Here is a 26,715-nt window from a genome sequence, read left to right as displayed (position 1 = left end):
GGCTTGCGCACTACCGTTGCAATGCAGGTTTCCCGGCCTGGCGTCGCAAATAGATATTGTTGAAGATCAGCGCGGCGCCTGTCATGCACGCGCCGGCGATTTGCCAATGTCCCGGAACCACACCGGTCAACGAAGAGACGACGAAAGTCGTGACGGGCAACACGTCCATAAACAGAACGCCGTTGAGCGGGGTGAGAATCTTGTTGCCCATGTTCCAGAACAGGATCGCGATGAAGCCGGCGATCGGGCCCATATAGAGAAGGTGAGGGACGATCGCGTGCAATGCCGTTGCCGATGGCACCGGTACAACGTGAAGCGCGACCAACACCACGTTCAGACCGATGATCGTGGTGAGTCCGAGCCAGGTGGTCAGCGTCGTGTATTTGAGTGCGGACCAGCGCCTGAAGTGGGACGCGCTAAAGGTATAGATCACCCAGCACAGCGCGCCGAGGACGATCAGGGCGTTCGCGGAGTAGTGCTGAGGTTCGCGCAGAACGGCAGCGACGTCCCCTTTGGTCACCACGAGCGAGACGCCGGCGAACGACATCAGAATGAACAGAAACGAATAGAACGGCGGGCGGTGTTTGCGCACGATCGAGTTCACGAGCAGGCCCATCATGGGCTGCGTTGCCATCATGATCGATGCAGTCAGCGCACCCTCGCGACCCGCCAGTTGCTGCCCCAGAAAGACGAACGATCCGAATCCGCAAAAGCCGACCGACCCGAGCAACCACGCCAGGGCGAACGATTCCCCATTCGCCTTCAGCGCTCCCTTCCCTTCCTTGACCAGCAACAGGGCAAGAAATGCCGCGCCGGCGATCAGGTACCTGAGCGACGTAAACGTGAATGGATCGACATGCACAAGGGCGCTCGTCATCACCGGAAACATGATGCCCATCAGGACCGTTGCCATCACGCAAAACGCAACGCCCTTCCAGTAGCTACTGCGGATCGACTGCGCAACCAGACCGGTTGACGGAGTACTTCGATCCGACTCTGGTGCGACAGAAAATTCGATGGGTTTATTCATGAATGATCGTTCCAGAAATAGGAAAAATTTTTTAGACCAGCGCTCGCATCGTCATGTCGACGATCGACACCAGTTCGTTCCTGCTCACATTTACTTTTCCCAGCACGCGCAAGCCCTGAACCATGCAGAGCAGAAAGTTGCCGACAGATTGCTCATCGAGCCCGGCGTTGAATTCCCCCGCTTGTTGGCCGCGAACCACGGCGGCAACCAGATGAGAGGCAATACGTCTCAAGGTGGTCTCGATGTGAGGGCGTAAAGCCTCGTCAGCCGGCAGCATTTCGATGGCTGCGTTCGTGATGAGGCATCCGTGACGCCCTGACAGCTTGCTGGCGACCTGCGTGTAATGAAGCAAAGCCTCGCGAAGTGCTTCGCGAGGCGGCAGATCGACGGCGAGTCGCTCTTTCAGGCGAGCAATGGCGCCTTCCGCGTAACGGTCGAAGGCGGCGACCAGAAGCCCGTGTTTATCGCCGAACGTGCTGTAAAGGCTGGCACGGAAAAGTCCCGTTGACTGACATAAGGATTCAATCGAGGTTGCATGGTATCCCTGCTCCCAGAAGACTTTGCCGGCAATGCCGGTTACTTCGTCAAGATCGAATTCACGCGGCCGCCCGCGCTCGGGCGACGGGGCGGAAGGGCTGGCGGAAGGAGGGTGTCGTTTCATGGTGAAACTATATTAAGACTGATCGTTCTGGAATTCAAGTGTATTCGAGGCCGCCCGGTACAGCCAGCGCTGACGTGCTGCGGCAATTGCACGTGCAACATCGCGTTTCAGGCGAAGGCGACATAAGCCGCCACGAGGATCATGCAGATACCGAACACGCGCCCCTGAATCCGCAATGCACGTGCGGATCGAAACCGGCGAAGAATCAACTGGCCGCCATAGATCCATGGAAAGTGGCAGACCATGCACACGACGAGAAACGCTGCCGCGAATTGAAAGACTTGTGCCGGGAGTGGTTCTGCCGAGTCGAGAAACTGCGAAAACATCACCAGAATCATCGAGTGAATCTTGGGGTTGAGGATCACGGATAGGAATCCGTCGCCGGTACGCAGGCGCGAATGATGCTGCTCGCTGCTGTTTGCGGATTGGGCTGACGAGCGAAAAAATCCCCAGGCAAGATAGAGCAGATAGACGGTGCCCGCCCACTTGAGCACCATCTGGATTTCAGGGTGGCCGTGCAGTGCCTTGCCGAGGCCCATTCCATAGACGAGGCACAACACCAGATTGGCTATCTCGAAGCCGGCCCAGAATGGAATCGAGCCGGCCACGCCGTAGCGGCCGCCGGCGGTCGCGAGGACCGTGTTGCCGGGTCCGGGGCTGACGACCATCGGTACGGTGTAGCCAAGAAACAGGATCCAGATGTTCCATGCAATCATCGATTAGCCTCGTGTCGGCAAGGAGCCGGGACATCACGTTTGTCCGTGGAGTGTGTGATTAGAAGCGACTTCCTCCTGCGTCACAAACGGGTTATCTTCATGCTCTCGATAAACCAAGCTAATCGACCAGTCCATGCGACGCCTGCCTCCGCTAGGTGCGCTGCGTGCTTTTGAGGCCGCGGCCCAGCATCTGAGCTTTACCCGCGCTGCTGCCGAGTTGTGTGTGACGCAGGCGGCCATCAGTCATCAGATTCGTCAGCTCGAGGATTGGTTGGGCTTTCGCCTGTTCGAGCGTCGCGGGCATGCGCTGAAGCTCACCGCAAAGGGTGAGGCCTATCTTCCGGAACTGGCGGGCGCGCTCGATCGCATCGCGGCGGCAACGCTGCGTCTGATGGAGCCCGATGCGCGGCCGCTGCGCATCACGGTTCTGCCGTCGTTCGCTTCGCGATGGCTGGTGCCGCGTCTTGAAGCGTTTCGCGCCTTGCATCCGGACATCGACGTGCGCCTCGATAGTTCGGCTGATGTGTGGACGTTCGCAACGGAGCGCTTCGATCTCGGCATTCGCTCAGGACTCGGAAGATGGACCGGTGTGAAGGCTGACCTGATCGCTCGCGAAACACTGAGTCCGGTCTGCAGTCCGGCGCTCGCCGAGGGGCCGCCGGCCATTCGTGTTCCGGCTGACTTGCGCCATGTCCGCTTGCTGTACGACACGCCGCGCGAGGCGTGGCGGCACTGGTGCGACGAGGCGGGGATTGTGGGACTCGACCTGGATGCGGGGGCGTCGTTTAACGACGCAAGCCTCGCCTTGCAAGCCGCGGTGGAGGGGCAGGGGGTGGCGTTAGGTCGGCTGATGCTCGCGGCGGATGATCTGCGTAGCGGTCGACTGGTGCAGCCTTTCGACGTCGTGCTGCCCAACGACTACAGTTACTGGCTTGTCTATCCGGCTGCGGCGCTGGAACGCGCCAACGTCGTAGCTTTCCGGACCTGGCTGCTTGCTGAGGCGAAGCAGAGCGCGGAGCCGGTTTCCATCGTCTAGCGCATCGCCGCGCATTGGGTTTGCGCGGTCATTCTCACCGCCTAGCGACGCCCGCTGCGGCCCCACACGTAACGCACCCAACGTTGCCACCTGCTCCGTTGCGGAGCGATAGCGTTGCGCGATGCCAGCTCGTCGCGGTCGCGCTCGACGCTCTTTTGCACCTGATCGTGGATCTGGCGCAGCGTCAAACCACCGGGGCCTTTCAGTTTGTCGGGATCGGAGTCGGAGTCAGAGTCGTCTTTCATGGGAAATGCCTGGTCCGGATGAGTCGGCTTGATCTTGATACAGATGGACAGCCGCAGCAAGCACGTGAAAGAGGCTTTTACGTGAACCGCCTTCGAATCCGCAGGACTGGCACAATCGGGGTGACCTTCGATTCATCAGGGAAACTTCATGTCAGACGCTGTCCCGTCTTCGCCGCCTGCATCCGCTTCACGACGTATCGGCCCTCTGTTTGCCCTGTTGCCCTTCCTGCGCCCCTATGCGGGCCGTTGGGCGCTCGCGTTCCTCGCGCTGGTGACCTCGGCGGGCGCCACGCTGGTGTTGCCGGTGGCGTTCAAATACCTGATCGATCGTGGCTTCGCGGGAGGCGACCGGGCGCACATCGACCGCTATTTCTTCGCGCTGTTCATCGTTTCGCTGGTACTGGCCGCCGCGACGGCGCTGCGCTTCTACCTCGTGTCGTGGCTGGGAGAGCGGGTCACGGCCGACTTGCGGCGAGCCGTCTACGATCATGTGCTGGGAATGAGTCCGCAGTTCTTCGAAACCACGCAAACGGGCGAGGTGCTGTCACGACTCACCGCCGACACCACCCTGATCCAGGCCGTGGTGGGCACCAGCCTGTCGCTGGGACTGCGCAACTTCTTCCTGTTGGTCGGCGGCGTGGCGATGCTGGCGGTGACGAGCCCGGTGCTGTCCGGCTACATCATCGCGACGCTGGTCGTGGTGGTCGCGCCTATCGTGATCTTCGGCCGCCGCGTGCGGCGGCTCTCGCGCGCGAGCCAGGACAAGATCGCGAACACCAGCGCATTGGCAGGCGAGGTGCTCAATGCCATGCCGACCGTGCAGTCGTATACGCAGGAACCCTTCGAGGTGCGGCGCTTTGCCGGCGCGGTGGAAGCAGCCTTTGATACGGCGCTCACGCGCATTCGTGCACGCGCCTGGTTGACCGCCGTGGTGATCGTGCTGGTGTTCAGCGCCATCGTGTTCGTGCTGTGGCTCGGCGCGCAGGCGGTGCTGGCCGGGCGGATGACAGCGGGCCAGCTGTCGCAGTTCATTCTCTACGCGGTGTTCACAGCGGGTGCCGTGGGAGCAGTTGCCGAAGTGTGGGGCGATCTGCAGCGCGCGGCCGGTGCCACTGAACGTTTGCTGCAACTGCTGGCGGCGCGCTCGCCGGTAGTGCAGGCCGAGACCACGGTCGCGCTGCCTGCGCGAGGCGAGGGCATCCGCTTCGACAACGTCAGCTTCTCGTATCCGTCACGCCCCGGCATCGCAGCGCTTTCCGCACTCTCGCTCGATGTCCGTCCGGGCGAACATGTCGCTTTGGTCGGACCGTCCGGTGCGGGCAAGACCACGTTGTTTCAATTGCTGCTGCGTTTTTACGATCCGCAGTCAGGCAGCATTCTGATCAACGGCGTCCCGACGCGCGATGTGCCGCTCGTCGAGTTGCGCAAGGAAATCGGCGTGGTGCTGCAGGAGTCAGTGATCTTTTCCGGCAGCGTGCTCGACAACATTCGCTACGGCGCACCGGATGCCACGCTCGAGCAAGTGCAACGGGCGGCCGAGATGGCCGCTGCGGCCGGCTTTATCGACGAACTGCCGCAAGGCTACGACACCTTTCTCGGCGAGCGTGGCGTGCGACTGTCCGGCGGACAGCGCCAGCGCATTGCGATCGCTCGCGCGATCCTGAAGAATCCGCCGATTCTGCTACTGGACGAAGCGACCAGTGCGCTCGATGCCGCCAGCGAACGGCTCGTGCAAAAGGCGTTGGACAATGCCGCGCAGAACCGCACCACACTGGTTATCGCGCACCGTCTTGCGACTGTGCAACAGGCTGATCGCATTGTCGTGCTGGAACACGGCCGAATCGTCGCACAGGGCCGTCATGCCGAGCTTCTTTTGAGTTCACCGCTCTATGCACAGCTTGCCGCCTTGCAGTTCGGCGAGCAGTTGGGGCATACGGTGCAGCGAGGCGCGGTGAGCGATCCGATTGACTCGGTGTGACAAACCAACCATGCGCATCCCTGTTCATTCAGAGAAAAGCACCGCGCAGCTATCGCGCACTAGGCCCGGTCGATTGCCTGAGTTGGAATAGCGCACGCACTTCGTGTCCGTGCTGCGGGCGCTTGCCGTCGAGCACATCGAGCAGATACTGCGCGGTAAGACGCCCGATCTCGTACGTGTCGACTCGCATCGTCGTCAGCGCGGGGCGTAGCTCTTTCGCGATCTCGAGATCGTCGAAGCCCGTCACCGATAATTCACCGGGAATCGCGATACCCAGTTCCTCCGCCTCACGCAGGACACCCAGCGCGATGTGATCGTTGCCGCAAATGATCGCGGTCGGGCGCTCGCACGGCGCTTGCCAGATCGAGCGCAGGCAGCGTCGGCCGAATTCGATCGTTGATCTGCCTTCGAGCATGTGCTCAGGCCGCACCGCGAGGCCGTGGCGTTCGAGTGTCGAGCGGATGCCTGCCACGCGCGCCTGCACGCGATCGTTGTCGCGCGTCGGCTGGATGCAGACCGCGAACGAGCGGTGCCCGAGGCCGATCAGATGTTCGGTGATCTCCGTGTAGGCCGCGTGATTGTCGAAGCCGACGCAGATGTGCGGGCTGTCCTTGCGATACGCATACGTGACCGCATACGGCACGCGATAACTGCGCAACGCCTCGAATAGTTCGGGCGGATGAGTCTCGCCCACCACGGCCATCGCCTCGACACCGCGCGCGAGCATGGCGCGCACCTGCACGAGCGCCTGCGCCGGATCGTAGTTCGAGCAACCGAGCACGAGTGTGATGCCGCGTGCCGCGAACGCTGCCTGCATGGCGCTCACCTGTGAAGCGAACACCTGATCGTCCAGCGTTGGAATGATGATGCCGGCAATGTGACTGCGAGTGGACGCGAGCGCGCGGCCCGCTGCGTTGGGAAACCAGTTGAGCGTGAGCGCGGCGTGTTCGACCCGTTCGCGCACATTTGCCGAGACCTTGTCCGGCTCGTTGTAGACCCGCGATACGGTCGCCGTCGATACGCCCGCGAGCTTGGCGACATCGGACAGCACGGTACGGCCCGTGTTGCGGCGGGCACGGTTCGTCGGGGTTCGGACGGTGGCCGGAGAGTCGGAGGAGTCAGGCATCGGATCAGAAAACGAAGAGTGAATCGGAGAGCGCCCGACATCTTACCGCCGCCTGCGCGCGCGAAGCGCGGGCAGACATGGCAGTGGGGGCTCGCGTTCCGGTCACCGGGCGGTCCCTGAAGGCTGATGCCTGCGAACCTAGCCGCGTTGACCGAGCGCGGCAATGCGCGAGCGGAAATGCTCCGTGCCGGCGACGATCTTGTCGAGCACCGCATCGAGCGCCCAGAAACGTTCGCGCACGTCGTAGTCGATCGCGCGGCAGCGAATCGAGTCGAACGTGCCGATGCGCTGGTGATAGATCTTCGCAAGCGCGGGGTAACCGAGCGCTTCGGATACGGCGGCGAGCACGAGAAACGTCGCAAGCTCCTCCGCGAGCGCCGGGTCCTGTGCCGCGTCATTGCGCAGCCAGTTGTACAGATCCGGGTGGAAGTTCGTGAATACACCGTTAAAGCCTGCGGAGCCGGCCTTCATGGCGTCCCACGCGATGGCCGCGTTGGCGTTCAGGACCTTCAGCGGCGAGCCCTGGGCAAGTGCGACGCGCCGCTTGACGGTCGCGAGATCGCAGCTCACGTCCTTCAGCATGATGAAGCGGCCGGTATCGATGCAAAGCTTCAATTCATCGTCCGACAGCAGCCGGCGGTAGGGCGCCGGGCATTCGTACAAACCGAGCGGCATGTCCGATGGAATGCGCGTGAGGAGCCGCTTGAGATTCGCCGCGAAGGCCTCCGTTCCCTGACGATTCGGATCGAGCCGGTTCGTCACGAGCACGACGCCTTGCGCGCCGGTGGCCGCGGCGACGTTCAGCTCTTCGGCCTGGGCGTCGGCGTCGTCGCTGATGTGGCCCGAGACTACGACAGGAATGCGGCCCGCGACCTTCTCGACCACGAAGCGTCCCAGCGCGCCACGCTCGGCGAGCGTCAGAAACTGCATTTCACTCGACTGGGCGACAGCGAACAGCGCGTCGGACCCGTGCGCGATGTACCACTCGATCAGACGTTCGAGTCCGGCGTAATCGATGGCGCCGGAATCGTCGAACGGCGTGAGCATCACGGGGACGATGCCTTCGACTGAAGTCGTGGCGGGCTTGGCGGTGGTCATGTTGTTGATCTCCGGGGAAGGATTCGATGAGAGGGCGCGGCAGCCGCGTTCAGGCGGGCGCTCGCAGGGTTTCGGTGGAGACGGGCTGGTCGTCGATCGGTTTGCGCACCAGCAGGAGGTAGCTCATGGCGCCGGCAAACGCGATGCCGGCGGCCGTCAGCAAAGCCGGGACGAACGACCAGGTCTGCGCGATATAGCCGGTCAGGATCGGTGCAAGGGCGCCGCCCAGAAAGCCGCCGAAGTTCTGGATCGCGCCGAGCGAGCCGACGCGGTTCGGCGGCGCGGCAGCGGTGGCAAGCGCCCATGAACTGGCGGAGGCAGCATTTGCCAGAAAGATCACCACCGAGATGCACACGATCGCGATCGTGTTGCTCTCGACGAGCGCCGCCGGAATGGTGAACGCGACCATGCCGAGCATCGCGATCACCACCGCATTGCGGCGGCTGGTGACCGGGTTCGAGCTGCCGCTCGTGATGAGATCGGAGAACCAGCCGGCCGTGAGCGAGCCCAGAAAGCCGCAGAAGAACGGTATCGAGGCAGCGATGCCCGTATGCATCAGGCTCATGTGCCGCTCCATCGTCAGGTAGCCGGGCAGCCACGTGAGGTACACCCAGTTCAGGTAGACCGAGCCGAAGAAGCCGATGAGCATGCCCCACGTGGTGCCATGAGAAAACAGCGAACGCCAGTCGGCGAACGTGGGCGCGGGGGCCGGCTTGCGGTCCGCTTCGTCGCCTTCGAGATAGCGCCGCTCCGCTTCGCTCATCGTGGCTTTGACGGGATCGCGATACACCGCGAGCCATACGACAGCGACGACGAGACCCAGCACACCTGTCACGATGAAGGCCCAGCGCCAGTGAAACTGAACCACGATGATCGACAGGCAAAGCGGCGCGAGCGCCGTGCCGAGCGGGGACGCCGAATTGAAAATGCCGGTTGGCTTGCCACGCGCACGCAGCGGAAACCAGTTGCTGACGACACGCGCTGCCGACGGAAACTGCGGCGCCTCGCCGATACCCAGCACGATTCGCGCAAGGACGAACCAGCCGAAAGTCGAGACGAATCCGCCGGAGGCCTGCGCGATTGACCAGACGATCAGGCCGATGCCGAGCAGCTTGCGCGGTCCGATCCGGTCGACGAGGCCGCCCACCGGCAACTGGAACAACGCATAGCTCCAGGAGAACGCGGACAACAGCAGGCCCATCTGGCCGAGCGAGAGCCCCATGTCATGACGGATCAGCGGATTGGCGACCGCGAGCGTTCCGCGGTCCAGATAGTTGACGATGCCGCTCACCATCAGCAGCGTGAGCGCCACGATCTGGGCGCGGCGGATTTTCGGTGGGGCCTGCTCGAGGTTCGGGGTGGCGCTCATGCTGGTTGTCTCCGGTTTAAGTCTTTGTTTGAGGTGGGGCGCGCTGATGCGGTGTCAGGTCGCCGGGAGATCGGGGTTCTCCAATTGCCATTCCTGCGCTATGTTAGCGCTTACATACTGGCGTGTTGACCTGTGCCAGACGGTCATTCAGGTGGTCATTTCAGCCGGGTAAAGCTGTACGTTTAAAATGATAGCGCTTACATTTTGAACCGTATTCCAGCGAAGTGGCAAGTGTCAGAGTGGGTTTGGCGGGTAAACACCAGTCATTCGCGGCTGAATTCTGGCGTTCGGGGCGACGCTTGCGCCGTCGCGAAGTCGCCTGTGGTGACTTCGCGACGGCCGCTGACGGCGCGTTACCCACCGCGCCGCATTGCTGCGCTACTGCAGTTGCGCGATCTCCAGCGCATCGCGGAGGTAGGCAAGCATCTCCCGGTCGATTCCCGTGCCTGCCAGTAGCGCGGGCTCGTTCTCGTAGGCGGCCTGGAGTTTCCGGTGGGTTTCCGGGTCCGTACCGACATAAGCGTTGAACAGATCCATCCAGCGCTGCGCGAGTTTTTGAACCGACGGGTCGTCGACGGTTTGGCGGCTGTCCATGGCGCGGCGGATTTCCGCCACGAGCCCCGGCCATTCAGACACGTAACGCTCGTCGCCGTCATGCATGCGCTGCAGTTCCTGCGGGGACAGATATTTCGCGTAGAGCGCCAGCTTGGAGTGCCGGACGGCGCGTGTCATGTAGGCGAGCATGTCCGTCGTGATGCCGCTTTTCACCTGCAGCGCCGGTTCATTGCGATGCATCGTGTCGAGCTTCGAGAGCAGACGCGGATCGCCCCCGGTGTAATCGGCCACCATCGACATCCAGCGGCTCGCCAATGCCTGGGCCTCCTTGCTTTCGACGGCAACACCGCGATCCATCAGCGCGTGTACCGCCTGAATCAATGCCGGCCAGTTGGCCGCCCCCGCGAGCTTGTTCGAACGGAGCTGGTTCTGCTCATCCTGCGTAAGATATTTATCCTGCATGGTCATCATCTCCAACGTGGTTAGCCAGTCGGCAAGATCGGGCTCTTCTCCCGTCATCAACTGGCCACGCAAACGATGAAGCCTGTCGCGCAGGTCGGTTGCACGATCGATCTGTCGAGTCAGCGCTGCGATCTGCTGCTCGATGACCGCCGAGAGGGAGGCGTCCGGTCTTGCCAGCAAGGCCCCGATGTCGGCCAGCGACAGGTCCAGTTGCCGCATCGCCTGGATCTGATGCAGCCTGGCGATGTTGTCGCGGTTGTAGAGCCGGTAGCCCGCATCGGAGCGGGCAGAAGGCGTGAGCAACCCGATCGCGTCGTAGTGATGAAGCGTGCGCACCGTCATGCCGGATCGCCTGGCTAGTTCACCTACTTTCAGCAGCATCGAAATCGCTCCTTTCTTCATGCCTGCATGGAGACTAGAACCTGACGTTGCGTGAGGGTCAAGCGCGGTTTTAAAGCGTTAAAGCGGTGATGTTGCCCGTTGTCACTTCACGCCGTGCTTCGCCTGCCAGCGTTGCATGAACGCGATCTCATCGTGTTGCGCCTTGATGATGTTTCGGGCGAGGCGCTTCAAGTCGGGATCTTTGCCGTATTTCAGTTCCACCTGCGCCATTTCGACCGCGCCTTGATGATGCGGAATCATGTGGGCGACGAAGTCCTTGTCGGCATCGCCCGTGTAGGCGGGTGCATCCATGGCCTGCATCATTTTCTCGTCGGCATCCTTGAACGCTTGGGTCGATGCGCTCGACCCGGCGTCCGCCGAACCGGACATGTCCATGCCGGGCATCGACGCAGCCTGCTGGGCGTAGACGGGCGCCGCGGCGACAGCAAACGCAACGCTGCTGAAAAGGCAAAGGGCACGGAATGCGCGAAGGTTTTTCATATTGGGTTTTCCGTTAAGAAAAAAGTGATATCGGGCGACCATGATGCCGCGAACAGGGGGCTTAGCTTAATCGATTGGCATGCCTTGATGCGATCTCTTTAACGCTTGAGCGAAGGATGAAACCCTGCCGCTTCGATTGCCGCGATGACGCGTTCCGGCGGCAAGGTCGATGCGACCTTCACGATTTTAACGGCGACATCGACGTCGAGCTTCGCCTCCGGGTCGAGGCCGGTCACTGCACGAGTGATGGCGTTGGCGCATCCGCCGCATGACATGTCCGGGATCTGGAATTCCATTTCTTGCCTCCGATGAGAAATCAGAACTTAAGCTTGGACCTTCCCACGGCGGGAAGGTCAAGCATCGAATGCACCGGACGACGTGAAGCCGACACCGCCTGCCTGTTCAATCGATTGAAAGGTTTAAATGCAATCTGCTCTCGCTCAACTCCGTCCCAGTATCCTGCGTCTCGCCCTTTTCGCGCGGATTTTCTTGACCCTGCTCATTCCCATGAATCGTCATAGATAGCCGTAAAAGATCGACAATTCATTCAATGTGAATAGATTCAATCACTTTCTTGCAGTCACAGTTTTCTACGCATAGCATTACGAAAAGTCGATTCAAATATCCAATAAAGACGACGAGAGAAAAGACCATGATGAGAGAAAGAGACTAGCAATCAGGGGTTCCCACAAGCAGTCAGCCGCCGGTGAGTTAGCCGGTCACGCCAGACCACACGCACGAGTGGACTGAAGCCTTGCTGCGCACCCATGACCTGTTTGCGTATTCCTGGCAAGCCCGTAAGGCGAATGCTTAAGCATTCCGCATTAAGAATGGATAACAATTGATCCGGGGGGAGCAATGGCTTTCGATATACCCGTCACACGCCGTACTTTCCTGAAAGTCATGGGGAGCGGTGCGGTAGTCGCAATTTCAATCAGCAGCTTACCTGCGGCCGTCCTTAATTCGTCAATGCAGACGGAGCCGGATAATGGGCCCCCGTGGGCGCCGGAGCCGGGCAAGGCACGCTGGCGAATCGACGGTATCCCTAAGGTAACGGGTCAGAAAATCTACGCGCGCGATTTCAAGGCGCGTGATTTCGTCGGCTGGCCGCAGCAGGAAAACTGGCTGTATGCGCTGCGCTGCAATCGTGTCGATCGCGTGTATGAAGGCTTCGATCTGAGCATGCTGCCGCGCGATTTACAGCCTGTCGCGATTGTCGATAACGACGCCTTGCTCTCGCGCCAGATTGCGCTCGCGCCGGAGTCTGACCCGATCGCGAGTCAGGACATCTACTGGCTCGCCCGCAAAGGCTATCCCGCAGACTGTTTCGGCCAGCCCGCCGCGATGCTGATCTTTGCGAATTTCGACGTGTACCGTCGCGCGCGCAAACTGCTCGAATTCAACGACAGCACGATCCGCTATGGCGCGATCGCGGACCCGAGTGGCCGCGCGAAGCCGGTCGCTTTTACGCCCACAACGACGTACGTCCGCGACGACGACACGAACTTCAACTACGTCAAGGACTACCAGACCGGCAGCAACGGCAAACCCACGCCTGAATATCTGCAGGCGCTCGAAGAAGCGCGCGCGAACATCGACGCCACCATCCAGCGCAACGCGGAACAAGGCACATGGTTCAAGGCGGGCGCATCGAACCGCCAGGACTTCTTGACGCCGGCCATCGACCCGATGTTCATGGAACCGGAGGCCGGGCTTGCGTGGTACGACGCCGCCTCGGGCGACCTGCGTCTTGTGTTGGGTACGCAATCCGCCAGCGAGGACGCAAGCAGCGCGGCGTCCCTGTTCGAGAAGAGCAAGGTGACCATCAACAGTGTGCACATAGTCGCGTGCTATCCGGGCGGTGGCTTTGGTGGCCGCGATCGCTCGTACTTTCCGCTTTATCTCGCGCTCGCCGCACCGTTCGCGAAAGGCGCGCTGCGTTGGCAGCAATCGCGTTACGAGCAGTTTCAGGTCGGTCTCAAGCGCTGCGAGACGCAGTTCACCGAATCGCTGTGGTTCGACCGCCAGGGCAAGATCCAGGCGCTCAAATGCGATTTCACAATGAACGGTGGCGGCAAGAAAAACCTCTCGCCCTATGTCGCGCAGCTTGCGGCGCTCAGCGCGATGAGTTGCTACGAAATCACGCGTGCCAATGCAACGGCCGAATCGCTTTATACGCCCGAAGTATTCGGCGGTTCACAGCGGGGTTTTGGCGGTCCGCAGGCTTTCATCGCGATTGAAACGCTGATGGATGAAGCAGCGGTCGAACTCGGCATGTCGCCGTTCGCGATTCGCCGAAACAATCTGCTTGGCAATGCTCCCTCGGTTGGCAGAGGTCGTGCCATTACCGGCGCGCCGATCCTGTTCGACCTGCAACTGGGCACTGTGCTCGATCGTCTCGAAGCACATCCGTTGTGGCAGGAGCGGGATAAAACGCGCGCGGAACGCGAGGCACAGGGTCTGAAGTACGGCATCGGGCTCGCGATGGCGAACGAAGCGTTCGGCACCTCGGGCGACGGCATGTACGGCATGGTGCAAATCATGCCGGACGGCAGTCTTCGGGTGATCACGACTTACACCGACATGGGCAATGGTGCAGCCACGACGCTCGGCCTTGCTCCGTCCGAATACCTGGGACAGAACGCACAGACGATTGCAATGAGCGTCTTCGAGCCTTTCCAGGCATTGGGCCTGAACGGTACGGCGAATCCGCAGAAGCCAACCGACGTGCGTTACACGTCGGGATCGTCGAGTGCCTGCCTCGGCGCGTTTCATCAATACCACGGGGTGAAGGGCGCGGGGCAGGCGTTGCTGTTGCAAAGCGTGCTGCCCGCGGCATGGACGCTCTGGCATGCGAACGTGAAACCCGCCGACGTCAAATGGATGAATGGCGCGCTTACCGCACGCGGCATCGACAAGCCGCTTCTCTGGAGCGATCTGGTCGAGCGCATGCGCAGCATGAATCTGCCCACCGTCGCGGCCGTGCATGCGAGCTACGCGGGCTCCTTCTGGACGGGTACCTACCCCTTCACGTCCGGTCCGGCCGATATCGAATACGACTACGTCGCCGTAGGCATGAATCCCGACAGTCTGACGCCCTTGCAGCGTGACCTTCATCAGCCCGTGATCGACGGCGCGAAATTCCAGCGCACCACGTACGCTCCATCGGCTGCGCTCATCGCGCTGGCGGTCGATCCGGCGAACGGCCGCGTCAAGGTCGAGCATGTCGTGTCGTCGGTAAGCGTCGGGCGCCAGTTGTGTCCGGAACTCGTTGAAGGACAGTCGCAGGGCGCGGTTGCCATGGGTATCGGCAACGTGCTGACCGAAACCTGTCCGCTCGGCAATGAGGGGCCGGGAGGCGGCCGGTGGAACCTGGATCGCTATCAGGTCTCACGGCTACCCGACATCCCCGTGCAGACCCTGATCGCCCTGCCACCGCCGAACGGCGACCCCAGCAACGCCCGCGGCATAGCCGAGGCTGTGATGTGTCCCATCGCGCCGGCACTGCTCAATGCGCTCGCGATGGCGACAGGTCATCGCTTCAGGGAAACACCGGTGACGCCGGAACAGATTCGAGGGGTACTGCAATGAGCGGCTTGATTCGCATGGTCATCAACGGACAAGCTGTTGACGCGCAACCCGCCGACGGCGACATGAACCTGATCGACTTTCTGCATGAGCGGCGCGATCTTACTGGCACCAAACTGTGCTGCGGAATCGGCGTGTGCCGTGCGTGCACCGTCGGCACACGCAATCTGCCGGATGCGCCGATGGAAAAAACCCTCGCATGCTCGACGCCGGTGAGCGCGATGCAGGGTATGCACGTCTATACCGTTGAAGGGCTCACTAAGGATGGCAAGCTTTCGCCGCTTCAGCAGAGCTTCCTCGAATCGTTCGCCTTCCAGTGCGGTTACTGTGCGCCGGGGTTTCTGATGGCCGCCACAGCGATGCTTGACCACTTGCAGTCGCATCCCGTCGACGCCATGCAACTCGACGAGACGATCGAAACGTGGGTCGGCGGCAACATTTGCCGCTGCACGGGCTACGTCAAATACATCGAAGCGATCCGAAAGATCGCGGCGCCTTTTACCCGCAACGGAGCATGACAATGACAACCTGTTTGCGCGTACTGGTGCTGCTGGTGATGTTCGCGGCACACTCTACGTTCGCCGCCGACACGGCGGGTCAGACGCTCCTCCAATATGGCCAGCAGTGCGCCGACGAAGTCGGAGAGATTCCGGCCTTCAACTGCAACGCCGGTACCACGGTGCCGATTACGGTGAACAACCACGTGCCCGAGCGTTACTTCACGAACATGACCTGCGACCGTCCCGCGTTGCTGCCCTATGAATCGCCCACCTCCGGCCCGTGCACGCCCTACTCGAAGATCATCAACCTGTCGCACGATGCAACGGAAATCTCAGCCTTCTGCCGCCGCAAGATGATTCGCGCGGACAAAAGCCCGCTCTACGACGAAGTCGACATCGTGCTGCACAACACGGCTAACGGAAAAACGTGTTGGTTCCATGCAGAGCATCCGGGCAGTGCCGCAGGGTTCAACGCGTCGCGCGTGCCGCCGCCCAACGAAAAAACGCCACCGCCGGGTCATGTGTCCGCGGAGGCATTCTGGTGGCCGCCCGCCGCGACCGCGACGAAAAAGTGCGTGTCGTGCCACGATGCGAGCCCGGTGATGTACAGCCCGTGGCTCGGCCAGGTATGGGACAAGGTGCCGACCGACCCATGGGGCAGATACGTCAATATCGGCGACGCCTTCGCCTCGTGGACGTCGCTTGCGATCAGCACACCCGGCAATACCTGCATTGGCTGCCATCGCATCGGCAATCAGCATAGCTGCGACATTTATGTCCCGCTTGCAGCGGGCATGCTGCATCCGCCGAAGGGCAGCGACAAACTCGCCAGCAGCTATCCGCTGAACCATTGGATGCCGGTCGACAACAACAAGAGTAAGGCGGAGTGGGATGCAGCGAGCGTGGAATCGGTCAGAAATCTGCTGACCTGTTGTTCCGAGCAAGGGAAGAACGATCCGAAATGCCACTTCTCGCCCAATGCGCAAGGCAGTGCGAAGGGCGGCTAATGGAGAGTGCAGGCAAACGAAAGTGAGGAACGAAACACCTAGGCCTTGAAATCGGCAAGCATGACGCCTTCGCGAATATGCGCGAGGGCGTCCGCCACGTAGTCGACGACGGGCGTGGGCGGATTGTCCGGTTTTGCCCAGACAAAGCCGGAGCATTTTTGTGGCTCCATGTTGGTCAGGATGCCATCCCATGACCGGCACGACAGAAAAAAACTGATGCGGTTCTGGTCCGAATCGCGACGCATGACGAGCCTGAAATCCAGCGCCCCCGGTGCAATCGTCACGCCGGCCTCCTCCTTCGACTCGCGAATCGCACACTCTTCAATCGATTCACCAGGCTCAAGATGGCCAGCAACCAGGGCGTACTGACCGTCCCTGAATCCGGTGTTAGCTCTCTGGAGGAAAAGGCATTCGTCCTTGTCATTCAGGAACAGCACATTCACGTCAACAACGCTTTGCATTCGGGTCATTTTTGCACCTTGGGTAACGGCCTTGCTGAATATGGCTTGCGCCGAATTTGCGCCGTTTCTACGGCGGGTGGTCAATCATATACGTCCATGTTGTTTATTCTGCCAGCCAACCGTTGGCCTATCGACGCAAAAAGCTGCTGTAGACAGCTGCGGTTCCAGCCTTACGTTCTTCTTAAACAGCGTGCTAGACTCCGTACCCATGTCTTATTGGCGCAAACTCTTCCTCGTCGTGCTGCTCGCGCTGAGCCTTCCGGTTCAGTCGTTCGCGGTCGTCTCCATGAAATGCGAGTCCTCGCATGTTGGTGGGGAAGGGAAGTCCATGCTCCATGAGAATGTTGGCGAGGCGACTCATCAACATGACCATGCCGCAATGATGGCCGATAGCGCCAACGACATCGCCGGTGCTCATTCGCAGAACCACAGTCACCCTGGCGGCGCGCATCATGCGCATGCCTGCTCGACCTGCGCGTCGTGCTGTTTCGGCGGCGGCTTGCCGGCCGCTCCGGTTGCGGCGATATCCGCTGACGCCGTCCATTTCGCTGTACCTCTTGCTCCCTCTGTCCGTGTCGCGTCATTTCTGACTGACGGCATCGAACGACCTCCCCGAATCTCTCTCGTCTAGTTCCTTCGCAGCGTGATGCTGCGATGTTCAATTTCGCCTTGATGGCCGCACGTTGCACGTCGGCCGTCCGGGTGGCATACGACGAGAAAATCAATGCGAACGTTTATTGCGGCGCTGCTCGGCGCGACGGCAGTATTGCCGGCGCTCGTGCACGCCATATCACTACCTCCTGATCCGGCGGATGCCGCAGCATCGGTTCCGGCGGTCAATGTGCCGTCTGCCTTCGCGGACTATCGGCCATATCGGGAACAGAAAGCGCCCACCTGGCAAGCGCTTAATCGCGCGGTGACGAGTCCATCGGGCAAGCCTCAGATGGACCACGGTCAAATGCATTCGGGTGATGCGGAAGCGAGTGCCAACGCTGGTGCCAACCACAACTCCGACCACGGCTCCAACCCTCACGCCAACCACAGCGGCCACAGTGCCCATCACGAGGAGCCGGCGGAATGAAGCCACATCTCTTTCCCACTAGCCGACTCATTGCCGCCACTACCGCATTGGCGTTCCTCGCCGGCTGCACGACCTTCTCGAAGGATGGCGGCTTCGACACCGTGTCAACAACAGCAGCGCAGCGGCTCGGCAAAGACGCTGTACTAGTCAGGACAGACGAAGACCGAAACGCTATCGCCAAACGCACACAGGAACTGCTATCCCGGCCACTCGGCATGGACGACGCGATCCAGATCGCACTGTTGAATAACCGCGGATTGCAGGCCTCGTATAGCGAACTCGGCATTGCCGAAGCGGACCTGGTGCAGGCGGGACGTCTGCCGAATCCCGGCTTCACATTCAGTCGAACGCACGGTGGCAACGATCTGAGCATCAGCCGCACATTCACGCTCGGCGTGTTGAGCGTGCTGACGCTGCCGTTGTCGACACGCATCGAGAGTCGCCGTTTCGAGCAGACCCGGCTGCTCGCAGCGGACGCCATGCTCAAGGTCGCCGCCGATGCTCGACGCGCCTATATCGGTGCGGTCGCGGCGAAGCAGTCCGCCGCCTATGCAGAGCAGGTGAAGGACTCGGCGGAAGCCGGCGCCGAACTCGCATTGCGCATGCAGCAAGCCGGCAACTTCAGCAAGCTCGACTATGCGCGTGAGCAGGCCTTCTATGCGGAAGCCGTGGCGCAAGTGGCGAAAGCGCGGCAGCAGTCGGTAGCCGCGCGGGAAAAGCTTACGCGCACGATGGGCCTATGGGGTTCGCAAGCGCAGTACGACCTTCCTGAGCGTCTGCCTGACCTGCCTGCAACGAGGCCCGAATTGCAGGACCTCGAGCACTTCGCGATGCAGAATCGCCTCGATATCCAGGCAGCAAAACTCCAGATGCAGAGCGTTGCTAGCTCACTGGGCTTAAGCCGGGCAACGCGATTCATCAATGCGCTGGATGTCGGCTATCAGAACAATTTCACGACCTCCGACGGCCGCGAACAAGGCTATGAGATCAGCGTCGAGATTCCGATTTTCGATTGGGGCAGCTCGAAAGTAGCGCGCGCAGAAGCGATCTATCTGCAGTCGGCGAACCGCGTCGCCGAGACCGCGATCAACGCGCGCTGGGAGGTTCGAGAATCGTATTCGGCCTATGTGACCGACTACGACGTTGCGAAGCACTATCGCGACGAAGTCGTGCCGATCCGCAAAACGATCTCGGACGAACTGCTGCTTCGCTATAACGGCATGCTCGCGAGCGTGTTCGAACTGCTCGCCGATTCGCGCGACCAGATCGGCGCGGTGAACAGTTATATCGACGCGCTCAAAGACTACTGGCTCGCGGAAACCGACCTGCAACAGGCGCTCGGCGGCCGTCTGCCGCCTCTCGCGATGGCCGCTGCGCCATTTGCATCCATGACGCCGCAGGCGTCATCCACAGATTCTGAAGGTCAATGACATGGTGTCTCGTCGAAATTTTCTGGGCGGCTCTGGAGCCGCATTGTTGGGTGCCGCACTCGTTAGCAAGGCGGGCGCTGCGTCGTTGCCTGAGGCACCCACGATGGGGAAGGCCGCGATGCAGGCGCCGCTCGCGCCTCCGAATGGCCGGCCGTATGCACCCGTTGCCACGTTGAACGGCTGGTCGCTGCCGTGGCGTATGAAGAACGGCTGGAAGGAGTTTCATCTGATTGCCGAGCCGGTGGTGCGCGAACTGGCGCCAGGCATGAGCGCGAACCTGTGGGGCTATAACGGCCAGGCGCCGGGGCCGACCATCGAGGCCGTTGAAGGCGACAAGGTGCGCATCTTCGTGACCAACAAGCTGCCGGAGCACACCACGGTTCACTGGCACGGCATGCTTCTGCCGTGCGGCATGGATGGCGTCGGCGGTCTCACGCAGCCGCACATTCCGCCGGGCAAAACCTTCGTCTACGAGTTTCAACTGGAGAAACACGGCACCTTTATGTATCACCCGCATGCCGACGAGATGGTGCAGATGGCAATGGGCATGATGGGCACATTCATTGTTCATCCGAAAGACCCGGGCGTCATGCAGGTGGATCGCGACTTCGTATTCATCATGTCCGCCTACGACATCGACCCGGGCAGTTTCACGCCGCGCGTGAACGAGATGACCGACTTCAACATGTGGACGTGGAATGCGCGCGTCTTTCCTGGCATCGATTCCTTGCCGGTACGCGCCGGCGATCGGGTGCGCATCCGCGTCGGCAATCTGACCATGACCAATCATCCGATCCATCTGCACGGCTATCACTTCGAAGTGGTGGGCACGGACGGCGGATGGATTCCACCTTCCGCCCGCTGGCCCGAGGTGACGGCGGACGTTGCCGTCGGCCAGATGCGCGCCATCGAGTTCACGGCGAACCGTCCGGGCGACTGGGCGTTTCATTGCCACAAGTCCCATCACACCATGAACGCGATGGGCCATCAGGTACCGAACCTGATCGGTGTGCCGCAGAAAGACCTCGCGCAACGCATCAACAAGCTGGTGCCCGATTACATGGCGATGGGCAGCACGGGTGGCTCGATGGGCGGGATGCAAATGCCGCTGCCCGACAACACGCTGCCGATGATGACCGGCACGGGGCCGTTCGGCGCATTGGAGATGGGCGGCATGTTCAGCGTCGTGAAAGTGCGGGAGGGATTGGGGCGCAACGACTATCGCGATCCGGGGTGGTTCAGGCATCCCAGGGGGACGGTGGCCTATGAGTACACCGGCGAGATGCCCGAGGGTTGAGCCGGCAGTGTGGCGCGGCCATCCAGGGAAAACCTTACCGATCGTTTGTACGCTAGCTCACCAAGATGAGCCAAACTTTACGTGGCCAGGTTTTTGAGGTGTTATGCTGAACCGTCCCTTCCTTCGCAGCAAACAGGGCCGTGCCATTTTAAAAAATACCTAATTAATTAGGAGTCAGGCATGTTGAGAAAAGTCTTCGATCGGGCGAAACAGATCCGACGCAGCGAGGGATTCAAGCATTCCGTGGCCATGCCGCGCCGGATTTCGCTTCATGCTACACAGCGTTTGAACAGAGGTATCTTTTCCATCGAGATTCGGGAGAACTCCGGTTTTTTCTCCGTGATGCAGATGGTCCTGTTTATTCTGATGTATTGCGAAGAGAAATGCCTCACCCCGTGCATTAGCGCACGCGGCGGCCTGTATGGTGATGCCGAAGGGAAGCTGGACTGGTTCTCGGCTTTCTTCGAATCTGTGCACACCACTTCGGAAGCCGCGATCACCCATAAGGTCAGAACGTCGACAGTGCGCGACCTGGTTCAACTGGGCTTTCGTCAGCGTTATGAATCCCAGCTTCGACTCAGGAGTGCAAGCGAGCTCTTCTTCGCGCACTATCGTCCCGCCGCGCATATTTGCGAAGAAGTCGACGCGATCTGCCAGAAGCTCGGGCTCGGCCCGTCGACGCTTGGCGCGCATTTCAGAGGGACCGACAAGGCGCAGGAAGCCGTCCCGGTTTCATGGGGAAGCTTTTGCCGGCAGGTGGACGCCACGCTCGCGGAAAACCCGCACTTGACCAATATTTTTGTATCGAGCGATGAACGGGCGTTTATCGATTATTTTGTCGCCTGGCCATTCAGCAGACCGGTCAGGGTTGCGCCGGCAAAACATCTCGCCAGTGGCAACACGCCCGTTCACTTCAGCGGCTATCCGGGACTCGAAATCGGCCGTGAGGCGCTGGTGTCCTGCCTGCTTCTGGCCAATTGCGGATTCCTCGTGAAGACGCCGTCCTATCTGTCCGCATGGTCGAAGATATTCAATCCCTCCCTTCCGGTGAAGCTTGTCTCGCCGCCGCGTCCGGACGCGTTCTGGTTTCCGGATAGCCGGCTCTGGATCGAACAGGCTGCGCGCGAAGCCGCTAAAGCCGCTCAGGCGGCGCAAGCGGTTCAGGCGAGTAAGGCGGCCAAGGCGGCCAAGGCGGCTTAAGCCCTTTAAGTCGCTTCAGTCGCTTAAGTCTCTTCAGCCGTTTCAGCGCCAGCCGTTTTCAAACAGCAGTACGAAAGCCCGAAAGTCTCCCAGCAAGACCATACCGCTGCGCGCGCTGGCCCGGCGCTCTCCCGCACCACGTCCATCGTTTTTACGAAACCGCGCGAACTATTAACGCTGCGTTTACGCGGATTTTCCTAAATTTCACGGTGCAGGAGTCCCCTGTGGGAGACCGGACCATGGATCTGCTTTACCTCATCGCCATCATTGCATTCAGCGGCCTCGTCGCGGGCTTCGTGATTGGCTGCGACAAGCTTCACCGCACGCCTGGAGGCCGTCCATGACCACCTGGATGACCTGGCTCGCGGCGGCCTCGACGCTGATTCTGTTCGCTTACCTCGTGTATGCCTTGCTACGCGCGGAGGCTCTCGAATGAACTTCAACAACCTGTTTCAGCCCGGCCTGTTCATCGTCGTGCTGATTGCGCTCGCCATCCCGCTCGGCCGTTACATGACCGCCGTGGTGAACGGTTCTTCGGTCGTCGTGCGCCGGATAGGGCGTCCGATCGAAACCGCGCTCTACAAGCTCGCCGGGGTCGACCCTGACGCCGAAATGTCATGGAAGCACTACGCGCTGGCCGTGCTGGTCTTCAACACGCTCGGCGTGCTCGCGGTGTATGGATTTCTGCGTTTGCAGCAATGGCTGCCCGCGAACCCGCAGGGCTTCGGACCCATGACGCCCGACGCCGCCTTCAACACGGCAGTCAGCTTCGTGACCAACACGAACTGGCAGGACTACACGCCGGAATCGACCGTTAGCTATCTGACGCAGATGGCCGCGCTGACGGTGCAAAACTTTTTCTCGGCCGCCACCGGCATTGCTGTCGTGATCGCGCTGATTCGTGGTTTCGCACGCCACACCACCGCAACGATCGGCAATTTCTGGGTCGATCTGACGCGTATCACGCTGTATATCCTCGCGCCGCTCGCGACGGTCATCGCGCTCGTCCTGATCAGTCAAGGGGTGCTGCAGAACTTCAAGTCATACGTAGATGTGCCGACGCTGCAGGTGACGACGTATCAGACGCCGAAAACCGATGCCCAGGGCAACCCCGTCAAGGACGCCAAGGGCAACCCGGTGATGGTGGACAACAAGGCCGACAAGCAGACCATCGCCATGGGGCCGGTCGCCTCGCAGGAAGCGATCAAGATGCTCGGCACCAACGGCGGCGGTTTTTTCAACGCCAATTCCGCGCATCCATACGAGAACCCGACACCGTTCGCCAACTTCGTTCAGATGATAGCGATGCTCGTTATCCCGGCCGCGTTGTGCCTGGTGTTCGGCCGGATGGTGGGCGACAAGCGCCAGGGCTATGCGGTGCTTGCCGCGATGACGATCGCGTTCGCGGTCGCCTGTTGGGGCGAGATTTCGTCTGAGCAGAACGGCAATCCGCTGTATGCGTCGCTGCATGTCGATCAAACGGCGTCGGCCGCGCAAACCGGCGGCAACATGGAAGGCAAGGAAACCCGCTTCGGCATCGCGCAGTCCGGCATCTTTACCGTGGCGACCACCGCCGCCTCGTGTGGCGCCGTGCTCAACACGCACGATTCGTTGACGCCGATGGGCGGCTTCGTTCCGCTCCTGCTGATCGAACTCGGCGAGGTGATCTTCGGCGGCGTGGGCTCGGGTCTGTACGGCATGCTCGTGTTCGCCCTGCTCGCGGTGTTCGTGGCCGGCCTGATGATCGGACGAACGCCGGAATACATCGGCAAGAAGATCGAGTCGTACGAGATGAAGATGGTGTCGATCGCTGTGCTGCTCACGCCGCTGCTCGTGCTGGTCGGCGCGTCGATCGGCGTGCTGACGGCGGCCGGCGTGGCGGGCGTCTCCAATCCCGGGCCGCACGGATTCTCCGAGATTCTCTACGCCTACAGCTCGGCCGCCAATAACAACGGCAGCGCGTTCGCCGGCCTCTCGGTCAATACGCCGTTCTACAACAACACGCTGGCCATCGCCATGTGGTTCGGCCGCTTCGGCTCGATTGTGCCGGTGCTGGCAATCGCCGGATCGCTAGCCGCAAAGAAACGCATCTCCGCGACCGCCGGCACGCTGCCGACGCACGGTCCGCTGTTCGTCGTGCTGCTGCTTGGCACCGTGGTGCTGGTCGGTGCACTGACGTACGTGCCGGCACTGGCGCTCGGCCCGGTCGTCGAACATCTGATCATGGTTGCGGGACATTGACTGAGAGGACAGCATGACTAACGGACTCCAACCGCCGGTTCATCAGCCGGGCAACATCGGTCAGGCGCGCAACGCCGCGCGCTCGATGTTCGACCCGTCGATTGCCCGGCCGGCGCTCGTCGATTCGTTCAGGAAGCTCGCGCCACGCCATCAGTTGCGTAACCCGGTGATGTTCTGCGTATACATCGGCAGCATTCTGACGACCATTCTGTGGGGCGCCGCGCTCGCCGGCCAGGCGGAGGCGCCCGCGGGTTTCATTCTGGCGATCGCGCTCTGGCTGTGGTTTACCGTGCTGTTCGCCAACTTTGCGGAGGCGCTGGCTGAGGGGCGCTCGAAAGCGCAAGCGGCTTCGCTGCGTGGCGCGAAGCGCGACGTGATGGCGAAGAAGCTGCAGGAGGCACATCCCAAGTCGCCGATCCGTATTACGACGGCCACTGATTTGCGCAAGGGCGACGTCGTGCTGGTGGAAACCGGCGACGTAATTCCGGCGGACGGCGAAGTGATCGAAGGTGTCGCGTCGGTCGACGAATCGGCGATCACGGGCGAATCCGCGCCGGTGATCCGCGAGTCAGGTGGCGATTTTTCATCGGTGACGGGCGGCACGCGTGTGTTGTCGGACTGGATCGTCGTGCGGGTCAGCGTGAATCCGGGCGAGGCCTTCCTCGACCGGATGATCGCGATGGTGGAAGGGGCGAAGCGTCAAAAGACGCCGAATGAGATCGCCCTGACGATCCTGCTGGTCGCGCTGACGCTCGTGCTGCTGTTCGCTACCGCGACGCTGCTGCCGTTCTCGATGTTCTCGGTCGAAGCCGCGAAAGCCGGTCACGTGGTCACGATTACCGCGCTGGTCGCGCTGCTGGTGTGCCTGATTCCGACCACGATCGGCGGTCTGCTTTCAGCGATCGGTGTAGCGGGCATGAGCCGGATGATGCAGGCGAACGTGATCGCCACCTCGGGCCGTGCTGTCGAAGCCGCAGGCGACGTCGACGTGTTGCTGCTCGACAAGACCGGCACGATCACGCTCGGCAATCGCCAGGCCTCGGCTTTCACGCCGGCGCCGGGCGTCACGGAGGAACAGCTCGCCGACGCGGCGCAGTTGTCCTCACTCGCGGACGAAACACCGGAAGGGCGCAGCATCGTCGTGCTGGCCAAGCAGCGCTTCAATATCCGCGAACGCGATATGCACGCGTTGCAGGCGACGTTCCTCGCCTTTAGCGCACAGTCGCGCATGAGCGGTGTCGATCTGCCCGACCGTGAGATTCGCAAGGGCGCGTCCGACGCGATCAAACACTATGTCGAGGCGCACGGCGGCCGTTTCCCGGCTGAGTTGACGGCGGCGGTGACGGAAATCGCTCGGCGCGGCAGCACGCCGCTGGTCGTCGCGCAGCAAGCGCGCGGCGAGAGCGGCGCACGTTGCATGGGCGTGATCGAGTTGAAGGATATCGTCAAGGGCGGCATTAAGGAGCGCTTCGCCGAACTGCGCAAGATGGGCATCAAGACCATCATGGTGACGGGCGACAACCGCCTGACAGCGGCAGCGATCGCCGCCGAGGCCGGCGTGGACGACTTCCTCGCCGAGGTGACGCCTGAGGCCAAGCTCGCCACGATCCGTTCGCACCAGTCTGAAGGCCGGCTGGTGGCAATGACCGGCGACGGCACCAACGACGCCCCTGCGCTCGCGCAAGCGGACGTGGCGGTGGCGATGAACACCGGCACGCAGGCGGCGAAGGAAGCCGGCAACATGGTCGACCTCGATTCGAATCCGACCAAGCTGATCGAGATCGTCGAGATCGGCAAACAGATGCTGATGACGCGCGGCTCGCTCACCACGTTCTCGATTGCGAACGACGTGGCGAAGTACTTCGCGATCATCCCGGCGGCGTTCGCGACGACTTATCCGCAATTGCGTGTGCTCGACGTGATGCATCTGAGCTCGCCGTCGTCGGCCATTCTCTCGGCGGTGATTTTCAATGCATTGATTATCGTTGCGCTGATTCCGCTAGCACTCAAGGGCGTGAAGTACCGGCCGCTCGGCGCGGCGTCGCTGCTGCGCCGCAATCTGCTGATCTACGGGCTGGGCGGCATTCTGCTGCCGTTCCCGTTCATCAAGCTGATCGATATGGTGCTGAACGTGTTCGGCTGGGTCTGACCCAATAGAGTGAACATCATGAAAACGCTGATTCGCCCGGTACTTGTTCTGTTCATCCTGATGACGGTAATTACCGGGGTGATCTATCCGATCGTTGTGACCGCAATTGGTCATGCTGCCTTCGCGGCTCAGGCGAACGGCAGCATGCTCGAGAAAGATGGCAAAGTCGCGGGCTCCGCACTGATCGGTCAGCAGTTCGATGCGCCGTACTATTTCTGGGGCCGCCTGTCGGCCACTTCGCCGCAGCCCTACAACGCACAGAACTCGGGTGGTTCGAACCTCGGCCCGACCAATCCCGCGCTGGCTGACGAAATCAAAGGCCGTCTGGATGCGTTGAAGGCGGCAGGTAACGACATGTCGCAACCGGTGCCGGTGGATCTCGTGACGTCGTCAGGCAGCGGCCTCGACCCGGAGATCAGTCCGGCCGCGGCCGCCTATCAGGTGGCGCGCGTGGCGAAGGCCCGCGGCCTGACCGCCGATCAGGTAAGCGATCTTGTCACGCGTAATACGTCAGGTCGGCAGTTCGGCATTTTCGGCGAGGCACGCGTGAACGTGCTGAAGCTCAACCTGGCTTTGGATGACCTCAAGCCGATGCATTGAGCC

At 61.4% G+C, this 26,715-nt stretch carries 25 protein-coding genes; 14 read left to right on the top strand and 11 right to left on the bottom strand.

Features of this window, described 5'->3' with window-relative positions; all coding sequences use genetic code 11:
- Positions 1 to 10: 10 nt before the first annotated feature.
- The 3 genes from KHO33_RS14430 to KHO33_RS14420 form a co-directional block, all read right to left on the bottom strand.
- The gene (locus KHO33_RS14430) at positions 11 to 1,030 is read right to left on the bottom strand and encodes a DMT family transporter (protein ID WP_200564852.1); all 1,020 of its coding nucleotides are present in this window, start codon (positions 1,028 to 1,030) and stop codon (positions 11 to 13) included.
- Positions 1,031 to 1,061: 31 nt separating this feature from the next.
- On the bottom strand, positions 1,062 to 1,691 hold the full coding sequence (locus tag KHO33_RS14425; RefSeq protein ID WP_054038377.1) for a TetR/AcrR family transcriptional regulator: 630 nt from the start codon (positions 1,689 to 1,691) through the stop codon (positions 1,062 to 1,064).
- Between the two features lie 107 nt (positions 1,692 to 1,798).
- On the bottom strand, positions 1,799 to 2,407 hold the full coding sequence (locus KHO33_RS14420) for a LysE family translocator (protein WP_200564851.1): 609 nt from the start codon (positions 2,405 to 2,407) through the stop codon (positions 1,799 to 1,801).
- Positions 2,408 to 2,540: 133 nt separating this feature from the next.
- Here KHO33_RS14420 and KHO33_RS14415 point away from each other — a divergent pair, with 133 nt between their 5' ends.
- Positions 2,541 to 3,443, top strand: coding sequence for a transcriptional regulator GcvA (locus tag KHO33_RS14415; protein WP_200564850.1), 903 nt, complete (start codon positions 2,541 to 2,543; stop codon positions 3,441 to 3,443).
- 41 nt (positions 3,444 to 3,484) lie between these two features.
- On the opposite strand, the gene KHO33_RS14410 is transcribed toward KHO33_RS14415, so the two are convergent.
- A complete protein-coding gene (locus tag KHO33_RS14410; protein ID WP_054038438.1) occupies positions 3,485 to 3,688 on the bottom strand; it encodes a hypothetical protein in 204 nt (67 codons plus the stop codon).
- 148 nt (positions 3,689 to 3,836) lie between these two features.
- Here KHO33_RS14410 and KHO33_RS14405 point away from each other — a divergent pair, with 148 nt between their 5' ends.
- Positions 3,837 to 5,666 (top strand): ABC transporter transmembrane domain-containing protein, encoded by a 1,830-nt coding sequence (locus KHO33_RS14405; protein ID WP_200564849.1) that lies wholly within the window; start codon positions 3,837 to 3,839, stop codon positions 5,664 to 5,666.
- A 49-nt stretch (positions 5,667 to 5,715) separates the two neighbouring features.
- Here KHO33_RS14405 and KHO33_RS14400 read toward each other — a convergent pair whose 3' ends face one another.
- The 6 genes from KHO33_RS14400 to KHO33_RS14375 form a co-directional block, all read right to left on the bottom strand.
- Positions 5,716 to 6,792 carry a LacI family DNA-binding transcriptional regulator gene (locus KHO33_RS14400; RefSeq protein ID WP_200564848.1) on the bottom strand — a complete coding sequence of 359 codons (1,077 nt, stop codon included), beginning with the start codon at positions 6,790 to 6,792 and terminating at the stop codon, positions 5,716 to 5,718.
- Positions 6,793 to 6,930: 138 nt separating this feature from the next.
- On the bottom strand, positions 6,931 to 7,890 hold the full coding sequence (locus KHO33_RS14395) for a dihydrodipicolinate synthase family protein (protein WP_054038382.1): 960 nt from the start codon (positions 7,888 to 7,890) through the stop codon (positions 6,931 to 6,933).
- 49 nt (positions 7,891 to 7,939) lie between these two features.
- Positions 7,940 to 9,259, bottom strand: coding sequence for an MFS transporter (locus tag KHO33_RS14390; RefSeq protein WP_200564847.1), 1,320 nt, complete (start codon positions 9,257 to 9,259; stop codon positions 7,940 to 7,942).
- A gap of 378 nt (positions 9,260 to 9,637) precedes the next feature.
- On the bottom strand, positions 9,638 to 10,657 hold the full coding sequence (locus KHO33_RS14385; RefSeq protein WP_200564846.1) for a MerR family transcriptional regulator: 1,020 nt from the start codon (positions 10,655 to 10,657) through the stop codon (positions 9,638 to 9,640).
- Positions 10,658 to 10,759: 102 nt separating this feature from the next.
- Entirely contained in the window at positions 10,760 to 11,158 is a 399-nt protein-coding gene (copM, locus tag KHO33_RS14380; RefSeq protein ID WP_054038385.1) for a CopM family metallochaperone, read from the bottom strand.
- A 98-nt stretch (positions 11,159 to 11,256) separates the two neighbouring features.
- On the bottom strand, positions 11,257 to 11,454 hold the full coding sequence (locus tag KHO33_RS14375; RefSeq protein WP_200564845.1) for a heavy-metal-associated domain-containing protein: 198 nt from the start codon (positions 11,452 to 11,454) through the stop codon (positions 11,257 to 11,259).
- Positions 11,455 to 12,016: 562 nt separating this feature from the next.
- Between KHO33_RS14375 and KHO33_RS14370 the strand changes: the two genes are divergently transcribed.
- Genes KHO33_RS14370 through KHO33_RS14360 form a run of 3 tightly spaced genes read left to right on the top strand, consistent with a single transcriptional unit; the run spans position 12,017 to position 16,253 of the window.
- Complete coding sequence (locus KHO33_RS14370) at positions 12,017 to 14,749, top strand: xanthine dehydrogenase family protein molybdopterin-binding subunit (protein WP_200564844.1); 2,733 nt, start codon at positions 12,017 to 12,019, stop codon at positions 14,747 to 14,749.
- Positions 14,746 to 15,264, top strand: a complete 519-nt coding sequence (locus KHO33_RS14365; protein WP_200564843.1) for a (2Fe-2S)-binding protein — start codon at positions 14,746 to 14,748, stop codon at positions 15,262 to 15,264. Before KHO33_RS14370 ends, KHO33_RS14365 begins: the two co-directional genes overlap by 4 nt.
- A gap of 2 nt (positions 15,265 to 15,266) precedes the next feature.
- Entirely contained in the window at positions 15,267 to 16,253 is a 987-nt protein-coding gene (locus KHO33_RS14360) for a hypothetical protein (protein ID WP_200564842.1), read from the top strand.
- Positions 16,254 to 16,291: 38 nt separating this feature from the next.
- Here KHO33_RS14360 and KHO33_RS14355 read toward each other — a convergent pair whose 3' ends face one another.
- A complete protein-coding gene (locus tag KHO33_RS14355; protein WP_234475429.1) occupies positions 16,292 to 16,798 on the bottom strand; it encodes an NUDIX hydrolase in 507 nt (168 codons plus the stop codon).
- Positions 16,799 to 16,922: 124 nt separating this feature from the next.
- Here KHO33_RS14355 and KHO33_RS14350 point away from each other — a divergent pair, with 124 nt between their 5' ends.
- From KHO33_RS14350 to kdpC, 9 genes are all read left to right on the top strand, one after another.
- Positions 16,923 to 17,345: a hypothetical protein gene (locus KHO33_RS14350; RefSeq protein ID WP_211629216.1), complete on the top strand. Its 423-nt coding sequence runs from the start codon at positions 16,923 to 16,925 to the stop codon at positions 17,343 to 17,345.
- Positions 17,346 to 17,438: 93 nt separating this feature from the next.
- Positions 17,439 to 17,795, top strand: coding sequence for a hypothetical protein (locus KHO33_RS14345; protein WP_200564840.1), 357 nt, complete (start codon positions 17,439 to 17,441; stop codon positions 17,793 to 17,795).
- Positions 17,792 to 19,225 (top strand): TolC family protein, encoded by a 1,434-nt coding sequence (locus KHO33_RS14340; protein WP_200564839.1) that lies wholly within the window; start codon positions 17,792 to 17,794, stop codon positions 19,223 to 19,225. The genes KHO33_RS14345 and KHO33_RS14340 overlap by 4 nt, the downstream gene beginning before the upstream one ends.
- Position 19,226: 1 nt before the next feature.
- Entirely contained in the window at positions 19,227 to 20,522 is a 1,296-nt protein-coding gene (locus tag KHO33_RS14335) for a copper oxidase (RefSeq protein WP_200564838.1), read from the top strand.
- 180 nt (positions 20,523 to 20,702) lie between these two features.
- Positions 20,703 to 21,722, top strand: a complete 1,020-nt coding sequence (locus tag KHO33_RS14330) for an O-fucosyltransferase family protein (protein WP_234480536.1) — start codon at positions 20,703 to 20,705, stop codon at positions 21,720 to 21,722.
- Between the two features lie 340 nt (positions 21,723 to 22,062).
- Entirely contained in the window at positions 22,063 to 22,158 is a 96-nt protein-coding gene (gene kdpF, locus KHO33_RS14325; RefSeq protein WP_028193906.1) for a K(+)-transporting ATPase subunit F, read from the top strand.
- Complete coding sequence (gene kdpA, locus KHO33_RS14320; RefSeq protein ID WP_200564837.1) at positions 22,155 to 23,963, top strand: potassium-transporting ATPase subunit KdpA; 1,809 nt, start codon at positions 22,155 to 22,157, stop codon at positions 23,961 to 23,963. Before kdpF ends, kdpA begins: the two co-directional genes overlap by 4 nt.
- Positions 23,964 to 24,048: 85 nt before the next feature.
- Positions 24,049 to 26,112, top strand: coding sequence for a potassium-transporting ATPase subunit KdpB (gene kdpB / locus KHO33_RS14315; protein ID WP_200564975.1), 2,064 nt, complete (start codon positions 24,049 to 24,051; stop codon positions 26,110 to 26,112).
- A gap of 18 nt (positions 26,113 to 26,130) precedes the next feature.
- Positions 26,131 to 26,712 carry a potassium-transporting ATPase subunit KdpC gene (kdpC, locus tag KHO33_RS14310; RefSeq protein WP_200564836.1) on the top strand — a complete coding sequence of 194 codons (582 nt, stop codon included), beginning with the start codon at positions 26,131 to 26,133 and terminating at the stop codon, positions 26,710 to 26,712.
- Positions 26,713 to 26,715: the final 3 nt, after the last annotated feature.

The sequence above is a fragment of the Paraburkholderia nemoris genome, assembly GCF_905221015.1.
Taxonomy (GTDB): Bacteria; Pseudomonadota; Gammaproteobacteria; order Burkholderiales; family Burkholderiaceae; genus Paraburkholderia; species Paraburkholderia nemoris.
Note: the sequence above shows the minus strand (reverse complement) of the source record. Positions and strands in the feature narration are given on the sequence as shown.